At 67.1% G+C, this 23774-nt stretch carries 22 protein-coding genes; 13 read left to right on the top strand and 9 right to left on the bottom strand.

From position 1 onward, the window contains the following. The first annotated feature begins 35 nt into the window (after positions 1 to 35). Positions 36 to 1115 (top strand): hypothetical protein, encoded by a 1080-nt coding sequence (locus tag VZC37_RS03305; RefSeq protein WP_330430979.1) that lies wholly within the window; start codon positions 36 to 38, stop codon positions 1113 to 1115. Positions 1116 to 1144: 29 nt separating this feature from the next. Here VZC37_RS03305 and VZC37_RS03300 read toward each other — a convergent pair whose 3' ends face one another. From VZC37_RS03300 to VZC37_RS03290, 3 genes are read right to left on the bottom strand one after another with little or no spacing between them, the layout of a single operon-like run. Beyond that, positions 1145 to 1873 (bottom strand): ABC transporter permease, encoded by a 729-nt coding sequence (locus tag VZC37_RS03300; protein WP_330430978.1) that lies wholly within the window; start codon positions 1871 to 1873, stop codon positions 1145 to 1147. Next, positions 1870 to 2586: an ABC transporter ATP-binding protein gene (locus tag VZC37_RS03295; protein ID WP_330430977.1), complete on the bottom strand. Its 717-nt coding sequence runs from the start codon at positions 2584 to 2586 to the stop codon at positions 1870 to 1872. The genes VZC37_RS03300 and VZC37_RS03295 overlap by 4 nt, the downstream gene beginning before the upstream one ends. Further along, positions 2583 to 3140 carry a TetR/AcrR family transcriptional regulator gene (locus tag VZC37_RS03290; protein ID WP_330430976.1) on the bottom strand — a complete coding sequence of 186 codons (558 nt, stop codon included), beginning with the start codon at positions 3138 to 3140 and terminating at the stop codon, positions 2583 to 2585. Before VZC37_RS03290 ends, VZC37_RS03295 begins: the two co-directional genes overlap by 4 nt. Positions 3141 to 3233: 93 nt before the next feature. Here VZC37_RS03290 and VZC37_RS03285 point away from each other — a divergent pair, with 93 nt between their 5' ends. The 6 genes from VZC37_RS03285 to VZC37_RS03260 all read left to right on the top strand — a co-directional run bounded on the left by VZC37_RS03285 (position 3234) and on the right by VZC37_RS03260 (position 9241). Then, positions 3234 to 3836: an NUDIX hydrolase gene (locus tag VZC37_RS03285; RefSeq protein WP_431309312.1), complete on the top strand. Its 603-nt coding sequence runs from the start codon at positions 3234 to 3236 to the stop codon at positions 3834 to 3836. Between the two features lie 95 nt (positions 3837 to 3931). Next, a complete protein-coding gene (locus VZC37_RS03280) occupies positions 3932 to 4750 on the top strand; it encodes an enoyl-CoA hydratase/isomerase family protein (RefSeq protein WP_330430975.1) in 819 nt (272 codons plus the stop codon). Next, positions 4747 to 5505, top strand: coding sequence for an SDR family oxidoreductase (locus VZC37_RS03275; protein ID WP_330430974.1), 759 nt, complete (start codon positions 4747 to 4749; stop codon positions 5503 to 5505). Before VZC37_RS03280 ends, VZC37_RS03275 begins: the two co-directional genes overlap by 4 nt. Before the next feature lie 119 nt (positions 5506 to 5624). Then, positions 5625 to 6173, top strand: coding sequence for a YceI family protein (locus VZC37_RS03270; RefSeq protein WP_330430973.1), 549 nt, complete (start codon positions 5625 to 5627; stop codon positions 6171 to 6173). A gap of 416 nt (positions 6174 to 6589) precedes the next feature. Beyond that, on the top strand, positions 6590 to 8329 hold the full coding sequence (locus VZC37_RS03265; protein ID WP_431309311.1) for an adenylate/guanylate cyclase domain-containing protein: 1740 nt from the start codon (positions 6590 to 6592) through the stop codon (positions 8327 to 8329). Positions 8330 to 8365: 36 nt separating this feature from the next. Next, on the top strand, positions 8366 to 9241 hold the full coding sequence (locus VZC37_RS03260; RefSeq protein ID WP_330430972.1) for an oxidoreductase: 876 nt from the start codon (positions 8366 to 8368) through the stop codon (positions 9239 to 9241). A gap of 16 nt (positions 9242 to 9257) precedes the next feature. Here VZC37_RS03260 and VZC37_RS03255 read toward each other — a convergent pair whose 3' ends face one another. Further along, the gene (locus VZC37_RS03255; RefSeq protein ID WP_330430971.1) at positions 9258 to 9884 is read right to left on the bottom strand and encodes an alpha-ketoglutarate-dependent dioxygenase AlkB; all 627 of its coding nucleotides are present in this window, start codon (positions 9882 to 9884) and stop codon (positions 9258 to 9260) included. A gap of 195 nt (positions 9885 to 10079) precedes the next feature. Here VZC37_RS03255 and VZC37_RS03250 point away from each other — a divergent pair, with 195 nt between their 5' ends. From VZC37_RS03250 to VZC37_RS03240, 3 genes are read left to right on the top strand one after another with little or no spacing between them, the layout of a single operon-like run. Beyond that, a complete protein-coding gene (locus VZC37_RS03250) occupies positions 10080 to 12320 on the top strand; it encodes an MMPL family transporter (RefSeq protein WP_330430970.1) in 2241 nt (746 codons plus the stop codon). Positions 12321 to 12338: 18 nt separating this feature from the next. Next, positions 12339 to 12959 carry a TetR family transcriptional regulator gene (locus VZC37_RS03245; protein WP_330430969.1) on the top strand — a complete coding sequence of 207 codons (621 nt, stop codon included), beginning with the start codon at positions 12339 to 12341 and terminating at the stop codon, positions 12957 to 12959. A gap of 56 nt (positions 12960 to 13015) precedes the next feature. Next, the gene (locus VZC37_RS03240) at positions 13016 to 13828 is read left to right on the top strand and encodes a mycofactocin-coupled SDR family oxidoreductase (protein ID WP_330430968.1); all 813 of its coding nucleotides are present in this window, start codon (positions 13016 to 13018) and stop codon (positions 13826 to 13828) included. A 144-nt stretch (positions 13829 to 13972) separates the two neighbouring features. On the opposite strand, the gene VZC37_RS03235 is transcribed toward VZC37_RS03240, so the two are convergent. Genes VZC37_RS03235 through VZC37_RS03225 form a run of 3 tightly spaced genes read right to left on the bottom strand, consistent with a single transcriptional unit; the run spans position 13973 to position 17761 of the window. Continuing rightward, complete coding sequence (locus tag VZC37_RS03235; RefSeq protein WP_330430967.1) at positions 13973 to 15685, bottom strand: GMC family oxidoreductase; 1713 nt, start codon at positions 15683 to 15685, stop codon at positions 13973 to 13975. Beyond that, positions 15682 to 17193, bottom strand: coding sequence for a flavin-containing monooxygenase (locus VZC37_RS03230; protein ID WP_330430966.1), 1512 nt, complete (start codon positions 17191 to 17193; stop codon positions 15682 to 15684). The genes VZC37_RS03235 and VZC37_RS03230 overlap by 4 nt, the downstream gene beginning before the upstream one ends. Then, positions 17186 to 17761: a TetR/AcrR family transcriptional regulator gene (locus VZC37_RS03225; RefSeq protein ID WP_330430965.1), complete on the bottom strand. Its 576-nt coding sequence runs from the start codon at positions 17759 to 17761 to the stop codon at positions 17186 to 17188. Before VZC37_RS03225 ends, VZC37_RS03230 begins: the two co-directional genes overlap by 8 nt. A gap of 150 nt (positions 17762 to 17911) precedes the next feature. On the opposite strand from VZC37_RS03225, the gene VZC37_RS03220 reads away from it, so the two are divergent. Continuing rightward, the gene (locus VZC37_RS03220) at positions 17912 to 19507 is read left to right on the top strand and encodes a GMC oxidoreductase (protein ID WP_330431692.1); all 1596 of its coding nucleotides are present in this window, start codon (positions 17912 to 17914) and stop codon (positions 19505 to 19507) included. 15 nt (positions 19508 to 19522) lie between these two features. Here VZC37_RS03220 and VZC37_RS03215 read toward each other — a convergent pair whose 3' ends face one another. After that, positions 19523 to 20158 carry a TetR/AcrR family transcriptional regulator gene (locus VZC37_RS03215; RefSeq protein ID WP_330430964.1) on the bottom strand — a complete coding sequence of 212 codons (636 nt, stop codon included), beginning with the start codon at positions 20156 to 20158 and terminating at the stop codon, positions 19523 to 19525. A gap of 119 nt (positions 20159 to 20277) precedes the next feature. Here VZC37_RS03215 and VZC37_RS03210 point away from each other — a divergent pair, with 119 nt between their 5' ends. Beyond that, positions 20278 to 21261 (top strand): LLM class F420-dependent oxidoreductase, encoded by a 984-nt coding sequence (locus tag VZC37_RS03210; protein ID WP_330430963.1) that lies wholly within the window; start codon positions 20278 to 20280, stop codon positions 21259 to 21261. 35 nt (positions 21262 to 21296) lie between these two features. Here VZC37_RS03210 and VZC37_RS03205 read toward each other — a convergent pair whose 3' ends face one another. Further along, the gene (locus VZC37_RS03205; RefSeq protein WP_330430962.1) at positions 21297 to 22451 is read right to left on the bottom strand and encodes a pyridoxal phosphate-dependent aminotransferase; all 1155 of its coding nucleotides are present in this window, start codon (positions 22449 to 22451) and stop codon (positions 21297 to 21299) included. A 100-nt stretch (positions 22452 to 22551) separates the two neighbouring features. Here VZC37_RS03205 and VZC37_RS03200 point away from each other — a divergent pair, with 100 nt between their 5' ends. Beyond that, positions 22552 to 23763, top strand: coding sequence for an LppU/SCO3897 family protein (locus VZC37_RS03200; protein ID WP_330430961.1), 1212 nt, complete (start codon positions 22552 to 22554; stop codon positions 23761 to 23763). The last annotated feature ends 11 nt before the right edge of the window (positions 23764 to 23774 follow it).

Below are 23774 nucleotides of genomic sequence, written 5' to 3'. Positions count from 1 at the left end.
CCACGTCGCGGCGTTCGTGACGGGATACTTCTGCCATGAGCGGCCGTGCCAACGCCGTCGTGATCCGCAGCATCTACGGCACTGCGGCCGTCGAGTGGTTCCTGATCTTCGCGATCGCGACCATCCTGCTCACCCGGCTCTATCTCCAACTGGCCGGCTACCCGCAGGTCGGCGGCGGAACTCTGCACATCGCGCACGCGCTGTGGGGTGGGGCATTGATGATGCTCGCGCTCATCGTCGGGTGGCTGTTCCTGGGGCCGGCCACCCGGGTCGCGTCAATCGTGATGGGTGGCATCGGTTTCGGGCTGTTCCTCGACGAGATCGGCAAGTTCGTCACCAAGGACAACGACTACTTCTACGGCCCCTCCGCCGAGATCATGTACATACTCGTGGTCGCGGTGCTGCTGCTCAGCCGGATCGTGCGCGACGTCAAGAAGCCGACCGTCGCCGAGGCGATGGCCAACGCCGCGACGATCGCCGCCGACGGTGTATCCCACGGCCTTCCGCGACGGCGACGACGCCAGGCCGACGAGTTCCTGGCGATCGCCGCCGACCGTGGCGCCGACCCCATCGTCATCGAGCACATCCGTGGACTCCTCGCGGCGAGCCGCGACACCCCGGACCGATTGATGCGTCTGCGTGATCGCGCGACCGGACTGATCCCGCAGTCCTTCCGGAGCCCCCGCTGGGTCGCTGTGGTGGGCTGGCTGATCGTGATCACGTCGGCGGCCACGCTGATCGTCGGGGTGCTGGCGGTCGTCGTCAATGACCGGGACATGGATGGCCAGGTGATGGACGACATCGAGTTCTACTTCGAGATCAGTCGCAACGCCACCGCGAGTTGGATTCTGTTCGTCAGCAGCGTCGTGACGCTGGCCCTCTCCCTGCCCGCGATGATCGCGCGCCGGCGGGCGGACCGGCTGTGGCCGCTGCGGTCACTGCGTCTGGCGGCGTTGGTGTTCACCGTGTCGAACGCACTCGTCGACTTCGCTCTCGACGGCTTCGGCGCCCTGGTCAACCTGGCCATCGGCCTCTTCTCCTTGGCCATCATCAGCTATCACCTCGGTGAGCAGGTGACCACGCCGCGACCCGACACCCACGGGCTGCGCGTGTGATCTGCTCAGCGATCGAGTTGCAGTCGCCGTCAGCTCCACAGTGTGGCCGCGGCGGCAACGATCGCCGGCGGTGCGAGCAGCATCAGCTGACCGGGGGTGACATCTGCGCCGTCGGACATCGCCCACAACGTCGGGGCGGCGATCGGAAACCAGCCGCCGGCACCCGCGATCGTCGCCACCTGGGCCGCGATCACCAGCCCGATCGCGCCGACGACGCCGATCAGAATCGACCGACCGACCGTCGCCGCCCACGCCACGGGTAGCGCGCAGCACGCCGACAGGACGCCGAGGGCGAACTGCCGGCCCAGCGCCGGGGCGGTCTCGCCGGGCGGGACACCCAGTCCGAGCGCGAGGCCGCCGAGAACGAGCGTCACCACGATGATCCCGCTCGTGATGACCGCCCAGCCCAGATAGACGAACAGCTTCGCGGTCGCGATCGCCGGCCGTGACACCGGCAATGCGAACAGCCCGGTGATCGTGCCGTCGGCGAACTCGCGTCCGAACATCCAGCCCAGCACCACACCGAATCCCAACAACCCGCCGGCTCCGGTGATCTGCGCCGCGCCGGCCAGCACGCCGTCCCAGCTGCGTTCGCCCGCCTCGCCGATCTTGGCGAGCACCTGGGGATCGCCGCCACTGGCGGCCAGCGGCATCGCGCAGCTCAGCAGCGCGATACCGACACCCACCAGAGCGGTGCCGGCCCGACCCACCGGTGCCCGACCGAACTTGATCGTCTCGACCCGGACCGCTTCCCTCATGGCCGTCGCCGTTCGTCGTCGAGCCGCACCATCTCGAAGAAGGCCCGCTCGAGCTCGGCCGCGTCGGGGTCGAGCCCACCGACCAGCCGCCCGTCGTTGAGCACCACGATGCGATGGGCGACGCGGGCCACCTCGTCGAGGTGGTGGCTGCTGACCAGCACCGCGGCGCCCGCGTCGGCTCGGCGTCGAAGGGCGTCACGCAGGAGGATCACCCCGGCCGGATCGAGCGAGTTCGTCGGCTCGTCGAGCACGATCAGCGACGGGTCGTGCTGCAACGCCGACGCCAACCCCACCCGCTGCCGATTGCCCATCGACAGTGCACGGGCCCGCTTCTGTGCGTAGCGACTCAGGTCGAACTCCGTCAGGGAACGCGCGACCGCTGTCGCGGGCGCCCAGTACAACCGAGCGGACAACTCCAGGTTCTGCCGAGCGGTCAACTCGCGGTAGATCAGCGGGTGATCGACCAGATGGCCCACCGCCGCCCACTGTGCCGCCGGGATTCGGTGCAGCCGGACCCCATCGAACTCGACGGAGCCCTCGGACGGGATCAGCATGCCCAGCAGGACTCGCATGAGAGTGGTCTTGCCCGCACCGTTGAGCCCGACCAGCGCGACGATCTCGCCCGCAGACACCGTCAGCGTGACACCGCGGATGCCACCGCCATCCCGGAATTCCCTTGTGGCGTCTCTCATCTCGACGCGATGGGCGGTCATCGTGCACCGTCGAGGATTCCCAGCGCGCGTTCGACCGCGTCGCCGAGTGGTTGGTCATCGAGCTGGGCCCACTCGAGCAACGCCGCGGTGAGGGCAGCGATCGTGGCAGCGGCGGCTATCTCGGCGTCGACGTCCGTGACACCCCGGGAACGCAGTGCATCGGCGATCGCCTGTGCGGTGGCCGCCGTGCTCTGCGGCATCGCGGCTCGAAGTCGATGCGACGCCGCGATCACGCGAAGGCGATCACGAACGGTCTCTGCCGCCCGATCGTCGACCCCGGCCCACGCGTGGCGCAGTCCGGCCGCAACCGCCGCGAGCGCAGGCAGGGAACGAGGTTGGGCGGCGACGGCGTCGGCGATCATCGGGTCGAACGGATCGTCGAGGACGACGCTCTCCTTGGTCGGGAAGTTGCGGTAGAACGTCATCTCGGTGACCCCGGCGGCCTGTGCGATCCGGCCGACGCTGACGTTTTCGAATCCCTCGCCTGCGCACAGTTCCACGGCCGCGAGTACCAGACGATCCCGCGTGCGCTGGGCCTTTCCGACCCTCGACATACATCGAATGTTAGGCTCTAACATTTTGTAGGGCAATGCTGACCGCGGTCAGGCGTGCGAACGCCATCACCAGCCGCGTGATCAACTGGTCGGGTGAGCACCTTCGACCGGGCCACGGTGGCCGCGCGTATCGCCGGATTCGACCGCCGGGTGGCCGACGAGCCGGATTCACGTGCGGCTGCCGTCGCCATCACGATTGCCGAGCAGGATGGCCGCCACGGCATCTGGCTGACGAAGCGGCCCGCGACCATGCGCCGGCATGCGGCGCAGTACGCCTTGCCGGGCGGTCGGCTCGACCCGGGGGAGGATCATCCGACCGCGGCATTGCGTGAACTCCACGAGGAGATCGGTGTCGCCCTGCCTGGCGAGAGTGTGCTCGGCATGCTCGATGACTATCCGACCCGATCGGGTTTCGTCATCACGCCGGTGATCTGCTGGGCCGACGACTCACACGTTCCCGACCCGAATCCGGACGAGGTCGCCCAGTTGTTCTTCGTGACCTTCGAGGAACTCATGGTTGAGCCGCGCTTCCTCACGATCCCGGAATCGGATCGCCCGGTCATCCAGTTGCCGATCGTCGGCGCCCTCGTGCATGCCCCGACCGCGGCGGTCATCTACCAGTTCGCCGAGGTCGTCCTTCGTGACCGCCACACCCGTGTGGACGGCTTCGAGCAGCCGGTCTTCGCCTGGCGGTAGCCGGCCGTCGGCCCGATGTCGTAGTGGGAAGTCCGGTGGTGGTAGCACTTAGTCATGTGCCATTGTGTGAGCCACATCATCCCGGGCCTGCGTTGATGGGCACCGTCGACGTCGAGTACCGCGGCGAAGTGGTGATCGTGACCCTGGACCGACGCGACGCGATGAACACACTCAACGTCGATCTGGTCCGCGACCTCACGGCCGTGCTCGATGAACTCCACGAGGACCGAAACTGTCGCGTGGTGATCCTCACCGGCGCCGGCGGGGCGTTCTGTGCCGGATTGGACCTGCGCGGGTACGGGGACGAGGCTGCGACGGGCGACGATGCTTCACCCGGGGGTGACGGTGTCATGATCGCGGCTTTTGAACGGCAGCAGGACATTGCGGGGCTGGCCCGCCGGATACACGGCCTCCGCCAGCCCGTTATCGCGGCAGTCAACGGAGCCGCGGCCGGTGGTGGATTGGCGCTGGTGTGTGCCAGCGACATCCGGATCGGATCACGCGACAGCGTCTACGCGGTCGGTTTCATCCGCGCTGGTTTCTCCGCGTGTGACATCGGGGTTTCCTGGCTGCTGCCACGGCTGGTCGGCACGGGCCGGGCGCATGAGCTGATGCTCACCGGTCGCAAGTTCAGCGCCCAGGAGGCGCTGGCGTACGGCCTGCTCGTCGACGTTGTCGAACCGTCCGACCTGATGTCGGCCGCAATTGCCACCGCAGACGAGATCCTCGCGAACCCGCCGCTCTCGGTGGAGTTGACCAAGGTGGGGATGTGGGCCGCGGTGGAGTCGAACTCGTTTGCCGCGACTGTGGAGTTCGAGAACCGGCAGCAGATGATCACTGCCATGACCGCCGACCGGAGCGAGGCAACCGCCGCGTTCCTCGAGAAACGACGACCGGAGTACCGACGACGATGACAACCGACCTGTTCGATGTCAGTGGCAAGACCGCTGTGGTGACCGGAGGTACCAGCGGTATCGGCTCGATGATCGCCCACGGACTGCATGAGCGCGGGGCGCATGTGGTGATCGCCGGCCGCAAGGAGCCGGCCCTGGCCGAAGCGCGGTCGGCGGGGATCACCGCGCTGCAGGCTGATCTGTCCACTCCAGAGGCGTGCCGGGAACTCGCCGAGCAGGTCGCCGACGAGGTCGACCGCATCGACATCCTGGTGAACAACGCCGGCGCCACCTGGGGCGCACCGATCGAGGAGTTTCCCGACTCGGCCTGGGATCGCGTCCTTGATCTCAACGTGCAGGCTCCCTTTACTCTCACCCAGGCGTTGCTGCCCCAATTGCTCGCGGCGGCGACCGAGCAGGACCCGGCCCGCGTCATCATGATCGGCAGCATCGATGGCATCCGGGTGCCGCAGACCGAGTCGTACTCGTACTCGGCGAGCAAGGCGGCGGTCCATCAGCTGACCCGCCACCTCGCCGGCCATCTCGGTTCGCGGCATATCACCGTCAACGCGATTGCTCCCGGGCCTTTCGAGTCCCGAATGATGGCGCACTTCCTCGCCGAGCGCCGTGACGAAATCGAGGCATCTTCACCGCTGCGCCGGATCGGGCGGGCCGACGACATGGTCGGCACCGTGATCTACCTGGCGAGCCGCGCGGGCAGCTACCTCACGGGCGCCGTGATCCCGGTCGACGGAGGGATCTCGACCACCAGCTGAGGCGCCCGGAAACTTTTTGCCGCTCCCGGGAATGGAATCGGACCACGGTCCGTTTAAGGTGGTGTTGGGTCATGAGGGCCCACGGAACCTACGAGCCAGACCCGTTCACAGGAGGACACATGACCACCGCCGTTTCCGCTCCGATCGCCGCCGGCACCTGGACCATCGACCAGGCTCACTCGGCTGTCGCCTTTTCCGTCAAGCACCTGATGGTGAGCAAGGTCCGCGGCAACTTCGAGACCTTCTCCGGCACCATCACCATCGCCGAGGACGGAACCCCCTCGGTGCAGGCCGAGATCGACGTCACCTCGATCACCACCGGCAACGACCAGCGTGACGGACACATCAAGTCCGCCGACTTCTTCGACGCCGAGCAGTTCCCGAAGGCCACCTTCGTGTCCACCGGCGTGGCCCCGAAGGGCGACGACTACGTGCTGACCGGCGACTTCACCCTCAAGGGCGTCACCAAGCCGATCGAACTCGCACTCGAGTTCAACGGCACCAACGCCGGCATGGGCCAGGGAGCGGTCGCAGGCTTCGAGGCCAGCACCGTGATCAACCGCAAGGACTTCGGCATCGACATCGAGATGCCGCTCGAAGGCGGCGGCGTCGTCGTCGGCGAGAAGGTCACCATCACCCTCGAGATCGAGGCCCTCCAGCCTGCCTGATCTCACGGTCCCAAGCGTTCCCGGTCCCTGAGGAACGAGGCGCTGGCCGCCTACCCCGTTCCCTGAGGAACGAGGCGCTAGCTGCCACCCCGTTCCCTGAGGAACGAGGCGCTAGCCGAGTGTCACGAAGGGCCACCCTTCGTGACGCCCACTCACTCCGTTCGCGGGCTCCTCAGGGTTCGGGTGGTACGCCCACTCACTCCGTTCGCGGGCTCCTCAGGGTTCGGGTGGTACGCCCACTCACTCCGTTCGCGGGCTCCTCAGGCTTCGGGAGTGTTGCCCCAGACCTCCGGCCGATCGGCCGGACCACTAGACCGACTCCACGGCCATCCCTCATCCCCCAGGCCGTGGGGTCGGTCTTTTGCTGCGCGCGGCCGGTACCCTTCAGGTACCTACCGGCGCAGGAGGTGGCCGTCATGGCGCGACCACTCGGCCACGCCGCCCTACACCGCGCGTGGCCGCACATCAGCGGTGAGGCGCTGCCCCGATTCCTCTGGGGTCGTCATCGCGGGACCGACGTCCGGGACCTCGCCGATCTGCCGCGCGACGAGCGGGCACGGATGTCGCGGCGCGCGACTGCTGCCGCCGCCATCGCACTGATCGGCACGAACTGCGCCATCGGCATCGAGACGTTCCTGCTGGTTCAGTTGGCCTACAACGGGAGTCAGCTGACGCTGGAGACCACCGTCGGCGCGCCGAACTTCCCGGCGGTCGTCACCGGCATCATCGTCGGCACCCTGACCAACATGCTGGTCGGCGTAGCGCTGATCAAGCCGCAGGTGGACTGGTTCGTCAGCGGCGTGGCCGCCGATCAGTCCCGACGTTCCGCGATCCGGCACATCCCGCGCAACCAGGTGTTCGCGACCCTCGCCGCGTGGGCGACGGCAGTCGGGTCCTATGCCGTGGCCGCCGACGACCCCACGTCGATGCGGACCGCCGGTGTGGCGTTCGCCTTCCTCCTCGCGGCGATCTCGAGTTCCTGCATCACCTATCTCTTCGCCGAACGTGCCGCCCGGCCTCTGGCGGTCGTCGCCTACCGGGAGTTCCCGGCTCGGCATGTGTTCCACGGTGTCCAGACACGAATGGTGGCCGTGTGGCTGGTGAGCTCCGCCGTGCCGATGGTCGGCCTCCTGTTGCTCAACCTCGGGCGATGGCTCGACATCCTGCCGCCGGTCAGTGGGCCGGTCGACTGGACGATCGTCGTCCTCGCTGTGGTGGCACTGGTGTCCGGGGTGCGGGTGATCACCCTGGTCGGCCGGTCCATCGCCGATCCGCTCCGTGACCTGCATCGAGCCGTCGAGCGCGTCGACAACACCGACTACACCGCGCGGGTCCCGGTGTATGACTCGTCCGAACTCGGTGTGCTGCAACACGGTTTCAACACGATGGTGGCGGGACTCGAGGAGCGCGAGCGCATGCGCCGGCTCTTCGCTCGCCATGTCGGCGACACGGTCGCCGCGCAAGCCCTCGAACACGGCGACGGCATGCGAGGTGCGAACACGACAGTGGGGGTGCTGTTCGTCGACATCATCGATTCCACCGGGATCGCGGCCCGACAGGATCCCCAGGCCACCGCGCAACTGCTCAACGACTTCTTCACCATCGTCGCCGATGTCGTCGACGGCCACCGGGGCTTCGTCAACAAGTTCGAAGGGGACTCGGCGCTGGCCATATTCGGCGCGCCGGTCGCCCTCGACGACCCCGCCACCGCGACGCTCTCGGCGGCGCGGGACCTCGCCACCCGGCTGACCGCCGCCCTCGACATCGGGTGGGGGATGGGCGTGTCGTGCGGCACCGTCTTCGCCGGGAACATCGGTGCCGAGACCCGCTACGAGTACACCGTGATCGGCGACGCGGTGAACGAGAGCGCGCGGCTCTCCGATCTCGCCAAACAGTCCGGCACATCGGTGATGGCGTCCGGGACGGCGATCGATCGGGCGACGCCGGACGAAGCTGATCAGTGGGTCGCCGTCGGAACGCGTACTCTGCGCGGTCGCGCCGAGGTGACCGAGGTCTTCGCGCCGATCTCGGTTGTCGGACGGCGGGGCGCGGCGGGGATCTCGGTCGGAGCCGTCGTCGCCGGCCTCCTGCGTCCGGCGCGCCGTTTGACGGGACAGACCGGCCGTTTCGTTGACGACGGCGGTGGTACTCCATAGCGTCGGTGACAGACGTGACCAGACAGGGGAGGCACCATGAGCAAGTGGACCGCGGCTGACATTGAAGACCAGACCGGACGGCGGTACGTGATCACCGGCGCCAACAGTGGCCTCGGCGCCGAGACGGCGAAAGCGTTGGCCAAGGCTGGCGCGACGGTCACCCTGGCCTGCCGAAACGTGAACAAGGCACAGCCGGTGGCCGCCGACATCGGACCCAATGCGACTGTGGCACAGCTCGATCTGGCCGATCTCGCATCGGTGCGGACCTTTGCCGAGAAGTTCGACGGCGCGGATGTCCTGATCAACAACGCCGGGGTCATGGCGATACCGTTCAAACGCACTGCCGACGGATTCGAGATGCAGATGGGCACCAATCATCTCGGCCACTTCGTGCTCACCGCTCTGGTCCTGCCGAAGATCACCGATCGGGTGGTGACCCTGTCGTCGTCGATGCATCAGATCGGTCGGATCGACCTCGACGACCTCAACTGGGACAAGCGCAAGTACCGCCGGTGGCGGGCCTACGGCGACTCCAAGATGGCCAACCTGATGTTCGGGAAGGAACTGGCCGAACGGCTGGCGGCGTCGGGATCGTCGACGTCGTCGATGGTCGCCCATCCCGGCTACGCCGCCACCGAATTGCAGGGTCGGTCGGAGACCATCGAGGACGTCTTCATGAAGTTCGGGAACAAGATCTTCGCGCAGTCCGCATCCGGCGGCGCCCTTCCGACCTTGTACGCCGCGACATCGCCGGATACCACGAACGGCGGATACTACGGTCCGACCGAGATGTTCGGCAGCCGTGGCGCCCCGGGGCCGTCGGGCCACAGCAAGCTCGCCGACGACGCCGCGATCCGCGACGAACTCTGGCGCGTGTCGGAGAAACTCACCGACACGGAGTTCACCGTCTGACGTTCACCACACTCGCTCACCACACGCCGGGCGGGCGGAACTGGATGCTGATGCGTGGACCGACGCCGGGGACCTTCGGCACGGCATGTTCCCAGGTGCGCTGACAGCTGCCGCCCATCACGAGCAGGTCGCCCGGACCGACGACGAAACGCAGCGATGGTCCGCCGCCACGTGGACGCAACATCAGTGGTCGTGGCGAACCGAGGGACACGATCGCCACCATCGTGTCCTCGCGCGAACCACGCCCGATCCGGTCGCCGTGCCACGCGACGCTGTCCGACCCGTCGCGGTAGAGGCACAGGCCCGCCGTGGCGAAACCCTCGGGCAACTCCTCGCGGTAGTGGCCGCTCAGCTCCCCGAGGGCCGAGACGAGCATCGGGTCGGGGAAAGCGGCCGCCTCGTGGTAGGTCGCGACGAGGCGCGGGACGTCGACGACGCGGTCGTACATTCGTCGCCGCTCCGCACGCCAGGCCGCGGTCTCGCGCAACCGGTCGAACAGTGCATCCGACCCGGACACCCAGCCGGGCCGTAGGTCGACCCAGGCGCCGTCGGTCAGTCGGCGCCGCGTCGTGGAGCCGAGATCGCGCAGTGCCACACCATCTGTCGGCTGGTCGAACAGCGATCCCTGGATGCCCGCGGTCATGGCTGTCAGCCTACCCGAGACCTCCGAACACGTGTTCGATGATCTGCGTCTCGTCGGCAGCCGAACGGAGGCGTCGCGCACGTTTGCCCAGGATGGAATGGCATTGTGCGACAAATTCTGTTATCCAGTACCAAGTGGTAGTCACTAACACTTTGTGGCTCCGACGACCAGACCAGCGCGTGCGAAGGGAAGGCCATGGCGTCGTTTCTGTATCGGGTCGGAAGGTTCTCCTTCCGGCACAAATGGTGGGTGATCGCGACGTGGCTGCTGGCTGCGATGACGGTCTCGGGGCTCGTCGGAGCGCTGAACCCGCAGTTCGCCAAAGACTTCAGCCTGCCGGGCACCGACTCGGGAACGGCGACCTCGCAGATCGAGGAGCACTTCCCGCAGGTGATGGAGCAGCAGTCCCAGGCATCCACCAGCGTGCTGGTGGCCGCCGACGACGGACTGGCCGCGCACACCGACCAGATCAACGCCCTGGTCTCCGACCTTCAATCGCTTCCCGAGCTGAGCGACCCGGCGACGATCGTGAACCCCGTCGTGGCAGCCGCGGCCGATCCGGCCATCGCGTCGTCGGTCGTCGGTGACGACGGGCGGGTCGGGCTGATCCAGGTCCGTCAGGACATCGAGATCATGGAGCTCACCGTCGATCAGAAGGAGCAGCTCCAGGAGATCCTCGCCGAGAACCGCGGTGCGGGGCTCGAGGTCGAGGCCACCGGCTCGCTGATGCAGGTCATGGAGGCCGGCGGCACCGCCGAGATGATCGGGTTCGCCGTCGCTTTCGTCGTCATGATCGTCGCGTTCGGTGCACTGGTCGCCGCGTTCATCCCGCTGATCACCGGACTGGTCGGCGTCGCGATCACGATCATGCTCGTCACGTTGTCGGCCGAGGTCCTCAGCATCAACGAGACCGCGACCGCGATCGTCACGATGCTCGGCATCGCGGTCTCGATCGACTACGCGCTGTTCATCGTCTCGCGGTATCGCAGCGAGCTCACCCGGGGAGGGGCGCCTGCCGACGCGGCCGGACGAGCCGTCGGGACGGCCGGGTCCGCGGTCGTCTTCGCCGGCCTTATGGTGATCGTCGCGGTGGTGGCCCTGATGGTCATCGGTATCCCGCTGATCACCCAGATGGGCATGGGTGCCGGGCTTGCCGTCGCGGTCGCCGTGCTCGCCGCGCTCACCCTGATCCCGGCGCTCCTCGGCGCGGTCGGACGATTCGCCTTCCGCCCACGGATCCCGTGGATCAAGCACGCGGAGGAGTCCGCGACCGTCGACACCGTCGGCGTGAAGCTCGGCCGCACGGTCGTCAAGCGGCCCATCCCGTTCATCATCGCCGGCCTGGCGGTGCTGATCCTGGCGGCCATCCCGATGGGCCGGCTCGAGCTGGGCATGTCGCTGACCAGCGACGACGAGGCGCCTGCTCAGTCCCTGCTGCAGCGTGGATTCGGTGAGGGCGTCAACGGACCGCTGTTCGCCGTGGTGCACGTCGACAACGACGGCGACGTCGCGCCGGCCGCGGACGCGACCGTCGAGCACATCCGATCGCTGGACGGCGTCGCCAACACCGCGACCATCACGTGGATGGGCAACGGTACTGCGCCGCAGCCCAACAACGGCGCCGACACCGCGCTCATCTCGGTGACCCCGGTCAGTGCGCCGTCGTCGCAGGCGACGCACGACCTCATGGAGGAGATCCGCGCGTTCGCGCCGCAGGCCGAGAACGCCGGGGCAGAGCTCCATGTGGGCGGGCAGACGGCGATCATGTCGGATCTGTCGGCCAAGCTCGACAGCGCCCTGATCCCATACCTGATCGTGGTGGTCGGTCTCGCGTTCCTGATCATGATCGGGGTGTTCCGCTCGATCTGGGTTCCGCTGATCGCGACGCTCGGATTCGTGTTCTCGGTGCTCGCGACCTTCGGTATGACCGTCCTGATCTTCCAGGAGGGTGCACTGGGGCTGATCGACAACACCAAGCCGATCCTGTCCTTCCTGCCGATCTTCCTGATCGGCGTGGTGTTCGGCCTCGCGATGGACTATCAGGTCTTCCTGGTGACCCGAATGCGTGAGGAGTACATGCACGGCATGTCGGCCAAGGACGCCATCATCACCGGCTACCGGCACGGCGCCCGTGTGGTCACCTCGGCCGCGCTCATCATGATCAGCGTGTTCGCGGCGTTCATGCTGGCTCCGGACACGACCGCGAAGATGATGGGCTTCTCGCTCGCGGTGGCAGTGGCGTTCGACGCCTTCATCATCCGGATGATGGTGGTGCCCGCCGCGATCGCGATGCTGGGCGACCGTGCCTGGGGTCTGCCGAAGTGGTTGGATCGAGTCGTGCTGAACCTCGACATCGAGGGTGCCGCCGTCCGCGACCGCGGGCTGGAGAACCCCGATGCCGACCCGAAGCGGGAAGCGGTCGCATCGGCGACCTGATCCGAGGAGGTCATCGCCATGGCCACACCGACGACGACCCCGGGCTGCGGCCCGGGGCGTCGCATCGGTTTGCGGGAGAAGAACAAGATCCGCACCCGCAAGGCGATTCGCGACGCAGCGATGCGGCTGTTCGCCGAGAACGGCTACAACCACACGACGGTGGAACAGATAGCGCGGGAGGCGGAGGTCTCCCACACCACGTTCTTCCGCTATTTCGCGTCCAAAGAGCAGGTGGTCATCTCCGATGATCTCGACGAAGCCCGGCAGGAGGCGATCGAGGCGATCCCACCCGGCCTGAGCCACTTCGACCTGCTCCGTCGCTTGATCAGTGAGATGTTCCGGATCGGTACCGCCGACGAATGGGCCAGCAGCTCAGAACGCATGCGGCTCATCCAATCCGAGCCGGTGCTGCGCACGGCCTATCAGATCGAGTCGGACGGGGCGATCTCCCACGCGACCGACTTCTTCGCCGACTACACCGGCGCCCGCCCCGACGACATCCGCCTGCGGGTGTTCATCGCAGCCGCCGGCGGCGTGATGTTCCACTTCGCCCAGGCCGTCGACGAAGTCCCCGACGAGAACCTCCTCGCCACCCTGTTGCAGGCCGTCGATCTCCTGGAGCAGGGCCTGCCGATCTGAGCAACAGAGAGTCGACCGACCGGTCGACTCGATCGACCCGATGAAAGGAGCCCAACGTGGGGCGTCTCGACAACAAAGTGGCCGTGATCACCGGAGTGGCCCGGGGGCAGGGGCGCGCGCACGCCGTCCGCCTCGCCTCCGAAGGCGCACAGATCATCGGCGTCGATCTGGCCGGCCCGCTGCCCGGTGTGCCCTACGACCCGGCTACCCCGGCAGACATGGACGAGACCCGTCGACTGGTCGAGGAGCAGGGCGTGAAAGCGCATCTCGTCACGTGCGATGTCCGTGATCTCGAGGGACTCAAGAGCGTCGTCGACGAGGGCGTCGGTGTGTTCGGAGGCATCGACATCGTGGTCGCCAATGCCGGCATCTGCATCCCCGAGACCTGGGATGAGGTGACCCCGACGAGTTTCCGGGATGTCATCGACATCAATGTCATCGGCGTCTGGAACACCGTCACCGCCACCGCTCACCATCTGATCGAGCGGGGCGGCGGCTCGGTGATCCTGACGAGTTCTCTCGCTGGAAAGAAGCTGCAGCCGTTCATGGTCCACTACACCACCAGCAAGCATGCGCTGGTCGGGATGACCCGCGCTTTCGCCGCCGAGCTGGGCAATCACGACATCCGCGTCAACAGCATCCACCCCGGTGCGGTGGCGACGCCGATGGGGTCGGGGCAGATGGTCGCGCGGATCGAGGAGACCAACGCCGCCAACCCGCGCCTGGCCGGCATGGGCATGACCTTCCTGAATCAGTTCGTCGCCGAGCCGGAGGAGATCGCCAACGTGGTGGCGTTCCTGGCTTCCGACGAGTCCAAGTTCATCACCGCCGAGCACATCTCGATCGACGGTGGGGCGCAGTACTTCTGATCGAGCGGGTGATCTCGATACGCCGCGGGCTCGCTGCGCTCGCTCGGCCCATTCCGCTGGTCGAGTAGTCTGCGAGCCGCTAGGCGAGGAGACGTATCGAGACCCGCCGACGCCCTCCGTCGCACCGGCGTGATCGAGACCCGCTCACGCCCTCCGTCGCACCGGCGTGATCGGTAGCCGGAGCGCGCCGGGAGCCGATGCCGGTACCGTCGGACGTCGCGGAGCGACCGGCTCGACCGATTCGTAGGCACATCCGGACGCCGGCCGCGGATCGACCTCACCGCGGTTGGGCCACAGCGCCATCGCGCGTTCGGCCTGTGCGGTGATCGTGAGCGACGGATTCACCCCGAGGTTGGCCGACACCGTCGATCCGTCGACGACGTGCAGGCCCGGATGCCCGAACACCCGGTGGTAGGCGTCGACCACACCGTCGGTCGCGGAGCTCCCGATCGAGCAACCGCCCAGGAAGTGAGCGGTCATCGGGATGTTGAGCAGGTCGACGATCGAACCTCCTGGCGTTCCACCGATTCGGCGCGCCACGGATCGGACGGCGGTGTGTCCCTCGGGAATCCAGCGGGGTGGCGGGTCCCCGTCCCCGGCCCTGCTCCGCAGGATCGGGCCGAGGCGGCCACGGCGGGCGAACAGTTCGATGGAGTTGTCGGCGGTCTGCATCACGAGTGCGATGATCGTGCGCTCCGACCACCGCCGCACCGACAGCGAACGCGATGTCGTGATCGGATGCGCTGACATCGCCGCGACGGCTTTCAGGAGACGCGGAACCCGCCCGCCGCCGTCGACCAGGATCGCCTGCAGGAGCCCGATGAGGTTGCTGCCCTTGCCGTAGCGCACGGGCTCGATGTGGGTGTGATCGTTCGGATGGAACGACGACGTGATCGCCACGCCTCGGGTGTAGTCGGTCGCGGTATCGGTGGCCGTCGCCGCGAGCACCGCCTCGGAGTTGGTGCGCACGACGCGTCCCAGCCGATCTGACAGGTTCGGCAGATCGCCGCTCTGCTGCATCGACAGCAGCAGCTTGTTGGTGCCGTAGGTCCCGGCCGCGAAGACCACCTGATCGGCGGTGAACGTCTGCCGGTGGCGCCGCAGCCGCGACCCTGTCCGGCGGGTGTCGATCTCATACCCACCGCCGGCCCTCGGGCGGACCGCGCGCACGGTGGTCATCGGAACGATCTGTGCGCCCGCGGTTTCGGCCAGATGCAGGTAGTTCTTCACCAGCGTGTTCTTGGCCCCGACCCGGCATCCCGTCATGCACGACCCACATTCGGTACAGCCAGTGCGGTCGGGGCCCGCGCCACCGAAGAACGGGTCGGCGACACGTTTGCCTGCCTTGCCGAAGTACACGCCGACCGGGGTGGGGACGAAGGTGTGTCCCGCCCCCATCTCCTCGGCCACCTCACGCATGACATCGTCCGCGGGCGTCGTCCACGGGACCGTCGTGACGCCGAGCATCCGCGACGCCTGGTCATAGTAGGGATCGAGCTCAGAGGCCCAGTCCGTGATCGAGCCCCACTGCGGATCATCGAAGAATGCGGTCGGCGGTCGATAGAGAGTGTTGGCGTAGTTCAGCGATCCGCCACCGACGCCGGCGCCGGCCATCACGAGGACGTCGCGCAGGGGATGCATGCGCTGCACGCCATAGCATCCCAAGGTCGGCGCCCAGACGTAGTCGCGGACACGCCAGCTGGTCTTCGGGAGCTCGTCGTCAGTGAATCGGCGGCCGGCCTCGAGGACCGCGACACGGTAACCCTTCTCGACCAGCCGTAGCGCGGCGACCGAACCGCCGAAGCCGGAGCCGATCACGATGACATCGACATGGCCGGTTGCTGCAACATCGGTCACCGGATCACCTGCGAGGCGTCGTCGGCGTGCGCGGGCACCCTGCCGAGACGATGGTCGTCGGCGACGAAGGTCGACATCATGCGCCGATACGCGCCGGTGAAGGTCGGCCACATCACCGAATTACGTCCTTTCGCATCGAAATACCAACTGGCGCAGCCGCCGGTGTTCCACACCGTGCCGCCGAGCTCGCGGTCGAGGTTCGCGTTGTAGGCCTGCTGCGCCTGCGCGGTCACCTCGACGGTGTCCAGGCCGCGGTCACGCAGGTGACGGATGACGGTGCTCGCGTACCGCGCCTGCGGCTCCAGCATCAGCACGATGGAGCTGTGACCGAGGTTGGTGTTGGGTCCGTAGAGAAAGAACAGATTGGGAAAGCCGTGGACCGAGACGCCCCGATACGCACTGGGGGAGCCCGCCCAGGTGTCGGCCAGGGTGTCTCCGGTGCGGCCACGCAGGTGGCCGGCGATAGGAGGTGCCGTCGGCGTGAACCCGGTCGCGAACACCACGGTGTCGACTTCGTGTGTGCGTCCGTCGGAGTCGACGGCGCCCTCTGACGTGAGCTCGGCGATCGCGCCCGTGAGTGTCACATTGCGCTTCTGCAGGGCGGGAAACCATTTGTTGGTCAGCAGCATTCGCTTGCAGCCGATGGTGTAGTCAGGTGTCAGTCGGCGTCGCAGTGAGCGATTGCGCACCTGGGTCATCAACTGTGCCTTGCCGATCGCGGTTGCGATGGGCAGCAGTCGGGGCCGGCGGGCCATCAGGATCACGTAGAACTCGCGATAGAGGTACACCAGTGCCCGGATCAGTCGGTGGGCCGCTGGTAGCCGGCGATACACCGTGCGTTCCGTGCGTCCGATCGTGCGGTCCAGGCGCGGTACCACCCACGCCGGGGTGCGCTGGAACACCGTCAGATGCTCCACGTGGTCGACGATCTCGGGCACGATCTGAACTGCGGACGCACCGCTGCCGACGATGGCGACGCGGCGGCCGGTGAGGTCGTGACCGTGCTCCCACTGCGCGCTGTGGAACACCGTGCCCCCGAAGTCCGATGCGCCCGGCAGGTCCGGAACACCTGGCGCCGAGAGCGCGCCCGGGGCGGTGACCAGGAAGCGGCAGCGGATGACACCGTGCTCGGTGGTCACGATCCACAGCGCTTGTGCCGCATCCCATTCCGCGTCCTGCAGTGCACAGTTGTAGCGAATCCGATCCCCGAGTTCGTCGGCGACACCGATGAGGTAGTCGCGGATCTCGTGCTGGCGCCCGTAGCTGTGTGACCAGTCCGGGTTGGGCGCGAATGACAGTGAGTACAGGGACGTGGGCACGTCGCATGCGGCGCCCGGATAGTCGTTCTCCCGCCAGACGCCACCGGCCTCGGCGGCGCGTTCGATCGCGAGGATCTCCAGATCCGGGTGATCGGTGACCAGCCTGTGCAGCGCGGCCAGGCCGCCGAAACCCGCGCCGACGACGAGGACGTCGACGCGGTCGGGGAGGTGCTGTGGGTGTTCAGGCATCGGCGACCATGGCCTTCCAGACGGTGAGTAGTTCGTCGACGAGCGCGCGGTCGTCGTCGGGTGAGCGCAGAATTCGTGAGACGGCCAGGCCGCGTGCGAGTTCGATGGACAGGGCGATCTGGGCGGGGCTGTAGCGCGGGCCGAACAGTTCGGCGCTGCCGGTGATCAGCGCGTCGGAGACCTTCTGCTCCAGCGGCACCATCGCTTGTCGCAGGTGCTCGTCGGTCCGGGCGGCCACCCACAGTTCCAGCGCGGCGTCGAACAGCGGGCCGTCGAACACCTCGAAGATCACCGAGATGTCTTCGTCGCCGGTGCGCGGACGACCAAGGATCTCGCTCATCCGCCGATCGACGAGATGTCCGACGGCGGCGACCACCAGCGACTCGCGGGTGGGGAAGTGGTGCAGGAGAGCGCCTCTGGACACCTCTGCGCGACGGTTCACCTCCTGGGTGGTCGTCTTCGCGTAGCCGAGCTCGACGAGTGACGTGATCGTCGCGTCGAGCACCTTCGCCCGGGTCGCCGCGGTGCGTTGGGCCTGCGTTCGTGGCGCGGCAGCCTCGTCTCTCATGCGTCGGACGGTAGTCGGAAATCAACAAACAGTCCAGACTGTTTGTAAAACTTCCCTCCTGAGGTGTTGAGTCGTTTGACTGAAACATGTTTCAATACCTCGGGCCGCGAAGTCATCGGTGCGGCCACGGAGGACGACGATTCGAGGGGGATAGACGTGATTTCACGTCGCTCGTTTGTCGGTGGGGCGGCGGCCGTGGGGGCGGCCGCCGCGACCTCATCGATCATCGGTACCGCGCAGGGCGCCGCCGCGCCCGCCAGCCGCGTGCGGCTGACCCGGGAGGACCACCGCGTGGTGGTCATCGGCTCGGGCTTCGGAGGGGGAGTGACCGCTCTGCGGTTGGCGCAGGCCGGGGTTCCGGTGGTGGTGCTCGAGCGCGGTCGCCGTTGGCCGACCGGCCCCGACGCCACGACCTTTCCAAGTCCTTCGGCTCCGGACAAGCGGATGCTCTGGTACCGCTCCGAGCCGGAACTGTTCGGTCGGCCGGTGCCGTTCGAACCGTATGTCGGACTTGTGGAGACGGTCATCGGGGAGAACATGACGGCGCTGTGCACGACGGGCGTCGGGGGCGGTTCGCTGGTCTACCAGGGGATGTCGCTGCAGCCGGCCGAGGACGTCTTCAACTCCCAACTTCCTGAGGAGTTGGACTGGAAGTTGATGGACCGCGTCCATTATCGGCGTGTCGAACGGATGCTGCGGCTCGAGACGGCACCGGACCGGCTCATCGCGACACCGAACTATCGTGCGGTCAGAAAGTTTGCGCGCCAAGCACGTTCAGCCGGTCTGCCGGTGTCGAAGATCCCGATGCCGATCGACTGGGACTACGCCCTTGCCGAGCTGAACGGCAAGATGCGGCCGTCCTACACCGACGGGTCCGGGGCGATGGGGGTCAACAACGGCGGAAAGCATTCCGTCGACGTCACCTATCTGGCCGCGGCCGAGCGAACGGGGCTGGTGGAGGTACGTCCTCAGCACGAGGTCGTCGATGTGGCGCGAGCCCGCGACGGGCGGTGGACGGTGCACGTCAACCGCATCGGGGCAGATGGTGCGGTGCTGGAGAAGAAAATCCTCACGACCGGCACGCTGGTGATGGCGGCAGGCAGTCTGAACACCACCAAGTTGCTGGTCCGTGCGTCGGCGCGTGGGCTCATCGGTGATCTGCCCGACGAACTCGGGGCGGGCTGGGGCACCAACGCCGACCGGATCTATCTGTGGTCCGATCCGTCGGGTGGATTCGGCGCGGTGCAGGGCGGTCCGGTGGTGTACGGAAGTCTGAACTGGTCGAAACCGGAACTGGCTCATACGGTCATCCAGGCCGCGATCCCGGGGTTCGGTCTGGACGCGCACAGCACGATGATGGTCGGTTTCGGGGTCAGCGATTCCCGCGGACGCTTCGTCTACGATCCGGCGTCGGGCGAGGCCAGGCTGCGCTGGCCACGCAACGGCGATTCGTTGATCCAGACCAAGGGAATTCATCCCACCGCGTCGGCCATCGCCGGTCGGGGCGGTGTGCTCACCGACACCAACGCGATTGTTCCGTCCACCTGGCACGGACTGGGCGGGGCGAACATGGGGTCGGTGTGCGACCTCGATGGGCGCGTGCGCGGTCAGCGCGGTCTGTATGTGCTCGACGGGGCGCTGATCCCCGGCAACACCGCCGCCTGCAATCCGTCGATGACGATCGCCGCCGTCGCCGAGCGGGCGCTCGACAACATCGTGGCGCGCGACGTCGGCACCGTCATATGACGGAGTGTGCCTGCACTATTCGTGGGTGACCGGGGCGAGCCACACACCGATGAGTGCGTCGACGAGTTGCTCGCCGACGTCCTCCCATGTCCGGCTCGCCTCGCCTGCGGCGCACGCACGTTCATGGTCGGCGAGAGTGAGCACGATCATGTTGCGGGCCATCGTGTCCCGGATCTCCAGTACCGACGGTGGCAACGACGGTAGCGCTGCGTACATTCCGGTGAGGACGCTGATGAGTTCTTCGGACACGTCCTTCTGCTCGTAGAGCAGAGGGCCGTACTTCGGGTCGGTGGTGACCTGCGCGCAGAACCGCGCGAAGTAGGTCGGCGTGCCCAGTGAGCGGAGATAGTCGGTCTGCGGGCGGACCAGGCACGAGATCCATTCGCGCATCCCCATCTGCGGTCCCAGATCGGACAGCATGGTGCGGCGGATCGGTTCGATCGCGGAGTTGTGGTGACCCAGAATCGCGCGGAGCAATTCGAGCTTGCCGCCGAAGTGATAGCCCACCGCGAAATTGTTGCCCTGTCCCGCCGCCTCGCTGATTCGACGATTGGACACCGTGGAGATGCCCTCCTCGGCGAACATGCGTTCGGCTGTGCGGAGGAGGAGGCCGCGGGTCAACGCCACTTGCTCGTTACGGCCGATGGTCATCGTCGCCTGCTCCTGTCCTTGTGCCGGCGTCCCCCCGCCGGACCTTCGCAATACTAATCGGGATCGTGGCTCGGCCTTCGTCCGTAGGGGTAGCCGTCTGTCGCGGTAGCGTGAGTGTCATGCGCTTCGGAATGTTCATCCCGCAAGGTTGGCGTTTGGATCTCACCGGTATCGCTCCCGCCGACCAATGGTCGGTGATGTCGGGTCTGGCCGGCCGGGCAGACGAGTCCGGCTGGGACTCCATCTGGGTGTACGACCACTTCCACACGGTCCCGATGCCCACCGATGAGGCGACCCACGAGGCATGGACGCTGGTGTCGGCGTTCGCGGCCACGACGTCACGGGTGGCGATCGGGCAGATGTGCACGGCGATGAGCTATCGCAATCCGATGTATCTGGCGAAGGTGGCGGCAACCGCCGATCTGATCTCCGGGGGTCGGGTGCAGATGGGCATCGGTGGCGGCTGGTATGAGCACGAATGGCGTGCCTACGGTTACGGATTCCCGTCGGCGGGGGAACGACTGGCCCGCCTCGACGAGGGTGTGCAGATCATGAAGCAGGCGTGGGAGACCGGTCGGGCGACCTTGCAGGGCAAGCACTATCAGGTCGATGACGCGATCTGCGCCCCACGTCCGGAAGCGGGGCGCATCCCGCTCTGGATCGCCGGCGGAGGCGAACGCAAGACCTTGCGGATCGCGGCGAAGTACGCCGACTTCACGAACTTCGACGGGACGCCCGAAGGGTTCGCCCACAAGTCGTCGGTGCTGCAACAGCATTGCGCCGATGTCGGCCGCGACTACGACGCGATCGTCCGGTCGGCGAATTACAACGTGATCGTGGCCGAGACCGAGGACGAGGTGCAGCGCCGCCTCGATGCGCTGGAGGCGCATCTGGCCGAGCACGTGCACCCCGAAGCGGCGAAGGCGACGATGGGCGCATTCCGCGGCATGCCCGCGGTCGGAACGCCCGAGCAGGTGGTCGAGAACCTGACGGCGTTGGTGGACCAGGGGATGTCGTACGGCATCTTCTACTTCCCGGACATCGCCCACGACACCGGGAGCCTCGAGTTGTTCGAACAGCAGGTCATGCCGGCGTTGCGGTGATCAGTATCTCGCCGAACCGGCTGACCGCCGACTAGTCAGAGATGCCGGAGTCGTCGGGCGGCCTCGGCGATCACGTCCTCACGTTTGCTGAAGGCGAATCGGATCATGTGTCGCCATGGTTCGACGTCGTCGACGAATGCGCTCACCGGCACCGCGGCGACCCCGATACGTTCGGGCAGCATCCGGCAGAACTCGGCGCCGTCGTCGTAGCCGAGTGGCCGCGGGTCGGCGCAGACGAAATAGCCGGCCTCGCTACGGTGCACGCCGAATCCCGCGTCCTGGAGTGCGGTCGAGAGCAGGTCGCGTTTGGTGGCCAGCTCCGCGGATGATGTGTGTACCCAGGCCATCTCGTTGTCGAGAGCGTGGGCGACCGCGGGTTGAAAGGGGCCAGAGCCGACGTAGGACATGAACTGCTTGGCCGAGCGGGCGGCCGCGACCAGATCGGCGGGGCCGCTGACCCAGCCGACCTTCCATCCGGTGCAGTTGAAGGTCTTGGCGGCGCTCGAGATTCGAAGGGTGCGCTGGCGCATGCCGGGGAAGGTCGCCAACGGGCGTTGAACTCGACCGTCGAAGAGCAGGTGTTCGTAGACCTCGTCGGTCACTGCGATCACGTCGTGTTCGACGCACAGGGCGGCGATCTCGGCAAGGTCGTCGTCGGACAGCACGGTGCCGGTCGGGTTGTGGGGTGTGTTGACCATGATCAGTGCGGTGTTGGGGGTGAACGCTTCGGCCAGTCGGGACCGGTCGAGGCGGAATCCGTCGCCGTCGGCGATGAGCGGTACCGTCCGGCGTACGCCGCCGGCCATCGCCACCGTCGCGGCGTAGGAGTCGTAGTACGGCTCGACCATGATGACCTCGTGGCCGGGTTCGACGAGCCCGACGACGGAGCCGGCGATCGCCTCGGTGGCGCCGACGGTGATCAGGATTTCGCTGTCCGGGTCGTAGTCGAGCCCGTAGTGGTGGAGTTGGTGCCGGGCGACCGCGTGTCGCAGTTCGGGGATGCCGATACCCGGCGGGTACTGGTTGTGGCCTTCGGCGATTGCGCGCTGCGCGGCTTCCAGCATCGATGACGGGCCGTCGGTGTCCGGGAATCCCTGGCCCAGGTTGACGGCGGAATGCTCGATGGCCAGGGCGGACATCTCGGCGAAGATCGTGGTGCCGAACGGGCGGAGACGGGAAACGGTGCGCACGCCATCAAGGCTGACACATTCGTGTGGCTGCGAACGTCGTCGGTCACGGGGTTGACGGCGTCGCCCCGATCGGGAGCACGCGGCGGTAGCATCTGCGACTATGACCACGCCGCCGGGACCACCGAATCCGGATTCGTCGAACGGGCGGGGGGACGAGAACTCGTCCGAGCCGACCGTGCCGCCCACCGAGGCGCAACGGTCCGGTGATACGCCGGACGCGCCGCGTGCCGCCGGCGGGGACTACGACCCGTGGGCGCAGGGGTATCAGGGAGCGCAGCAGGATCCGGGTGCGCAGCCCACACCGCCCGGCCCCGACTCACCCACCCAGCAGATTCCGGGTGGCTCGCAGTATCCGGGTGGCTCGCAGCCGTATCCGCCTGGGCAGCAATCTTATCCGGCTGGAGACCATCAGTATCAGGGTGGCCAGCAGCCCCCCGGAGGTCAGCAATATCCGGGTGGCCAGCAGTATCCGCAGCCTTATCCCGGCGCGGAGCAACCATATGGTGGACAGGCGCCCCAGCAGGGAGCGCAGCCGTATGGGGCGCCGTACCCGGGTGGCGCCTATCCAGGTGGCGCCTATCCGGGTGGCGCAGCGGGCCAGGACCCCGGTGCGACCCAATATCCGGGAGCCCAATATCCGGGTGCGCAGTACCCGGGGGCTCAGTATCCGGGAGCCCAATATCCCGGTGCGCAGCAGTATCCGGGGGCGCAGCCGCCCTATCCCGGCCAGCCGTACCCTGGCGGGTATCCGCCGCAGGCGCCGGCGAAGCGTTCGAACAAGAAGTTGTGGTGGATCATCGGCGTCGTCGTGGCCGTTTTGCTGGTGATCATCGGTGTGGTCGCATTCGTGACTCGTGATGCGGTGACCGATACCGACGATGTCGCCGTCGGCGATTGTGTCTCGATCAGCGGAAGCCAGACCGAGGACAACATCAGTGCCACCAAGACCGACTGTGCCTCCGACACCGAGTTCACTTTCTATGTCGCAGAGAAGATCAGCGGTGGCTCATGCCCGAACGATGACTATTCGCGCCTCTACTGGTTGCGTGATGGCGAGGAGACCGGCGAACAGCTGTGCCTGGTACCGAATCTGACGCAGGGTGAGTGCTACCAGATCCCGATCGGCGGTCTCCCCACCGCCAGCCTCTCCGACTACCAGCGTGTCGAGTGTGGTGCGATCAAGGCCGCCGGAACCGAGATCTTGCGTGTGGATCGTCGCACCGAGGGCCAGCCGACCTGTAGTCGAGACCAGCTCGCGGTGTTCTTCGCACTGCCCAACCCGCTCGGATACTGCCTCGGCGAGCCGACCTGACCCAGCCGACG

Source organism: Gordonia sesuvii, from assembly GCF_036350415.1.
Taxonomy (GTDB): domain Bacteria; phylum Actinomycetota; class Actinomycetes; order Mycobacteriales; family Mycobacteriaceae; genus Gordonia; species Gordonia sesuvii.
This window is presented reverse-complemented; position numbering and strand designations above follow the sequence as displayed.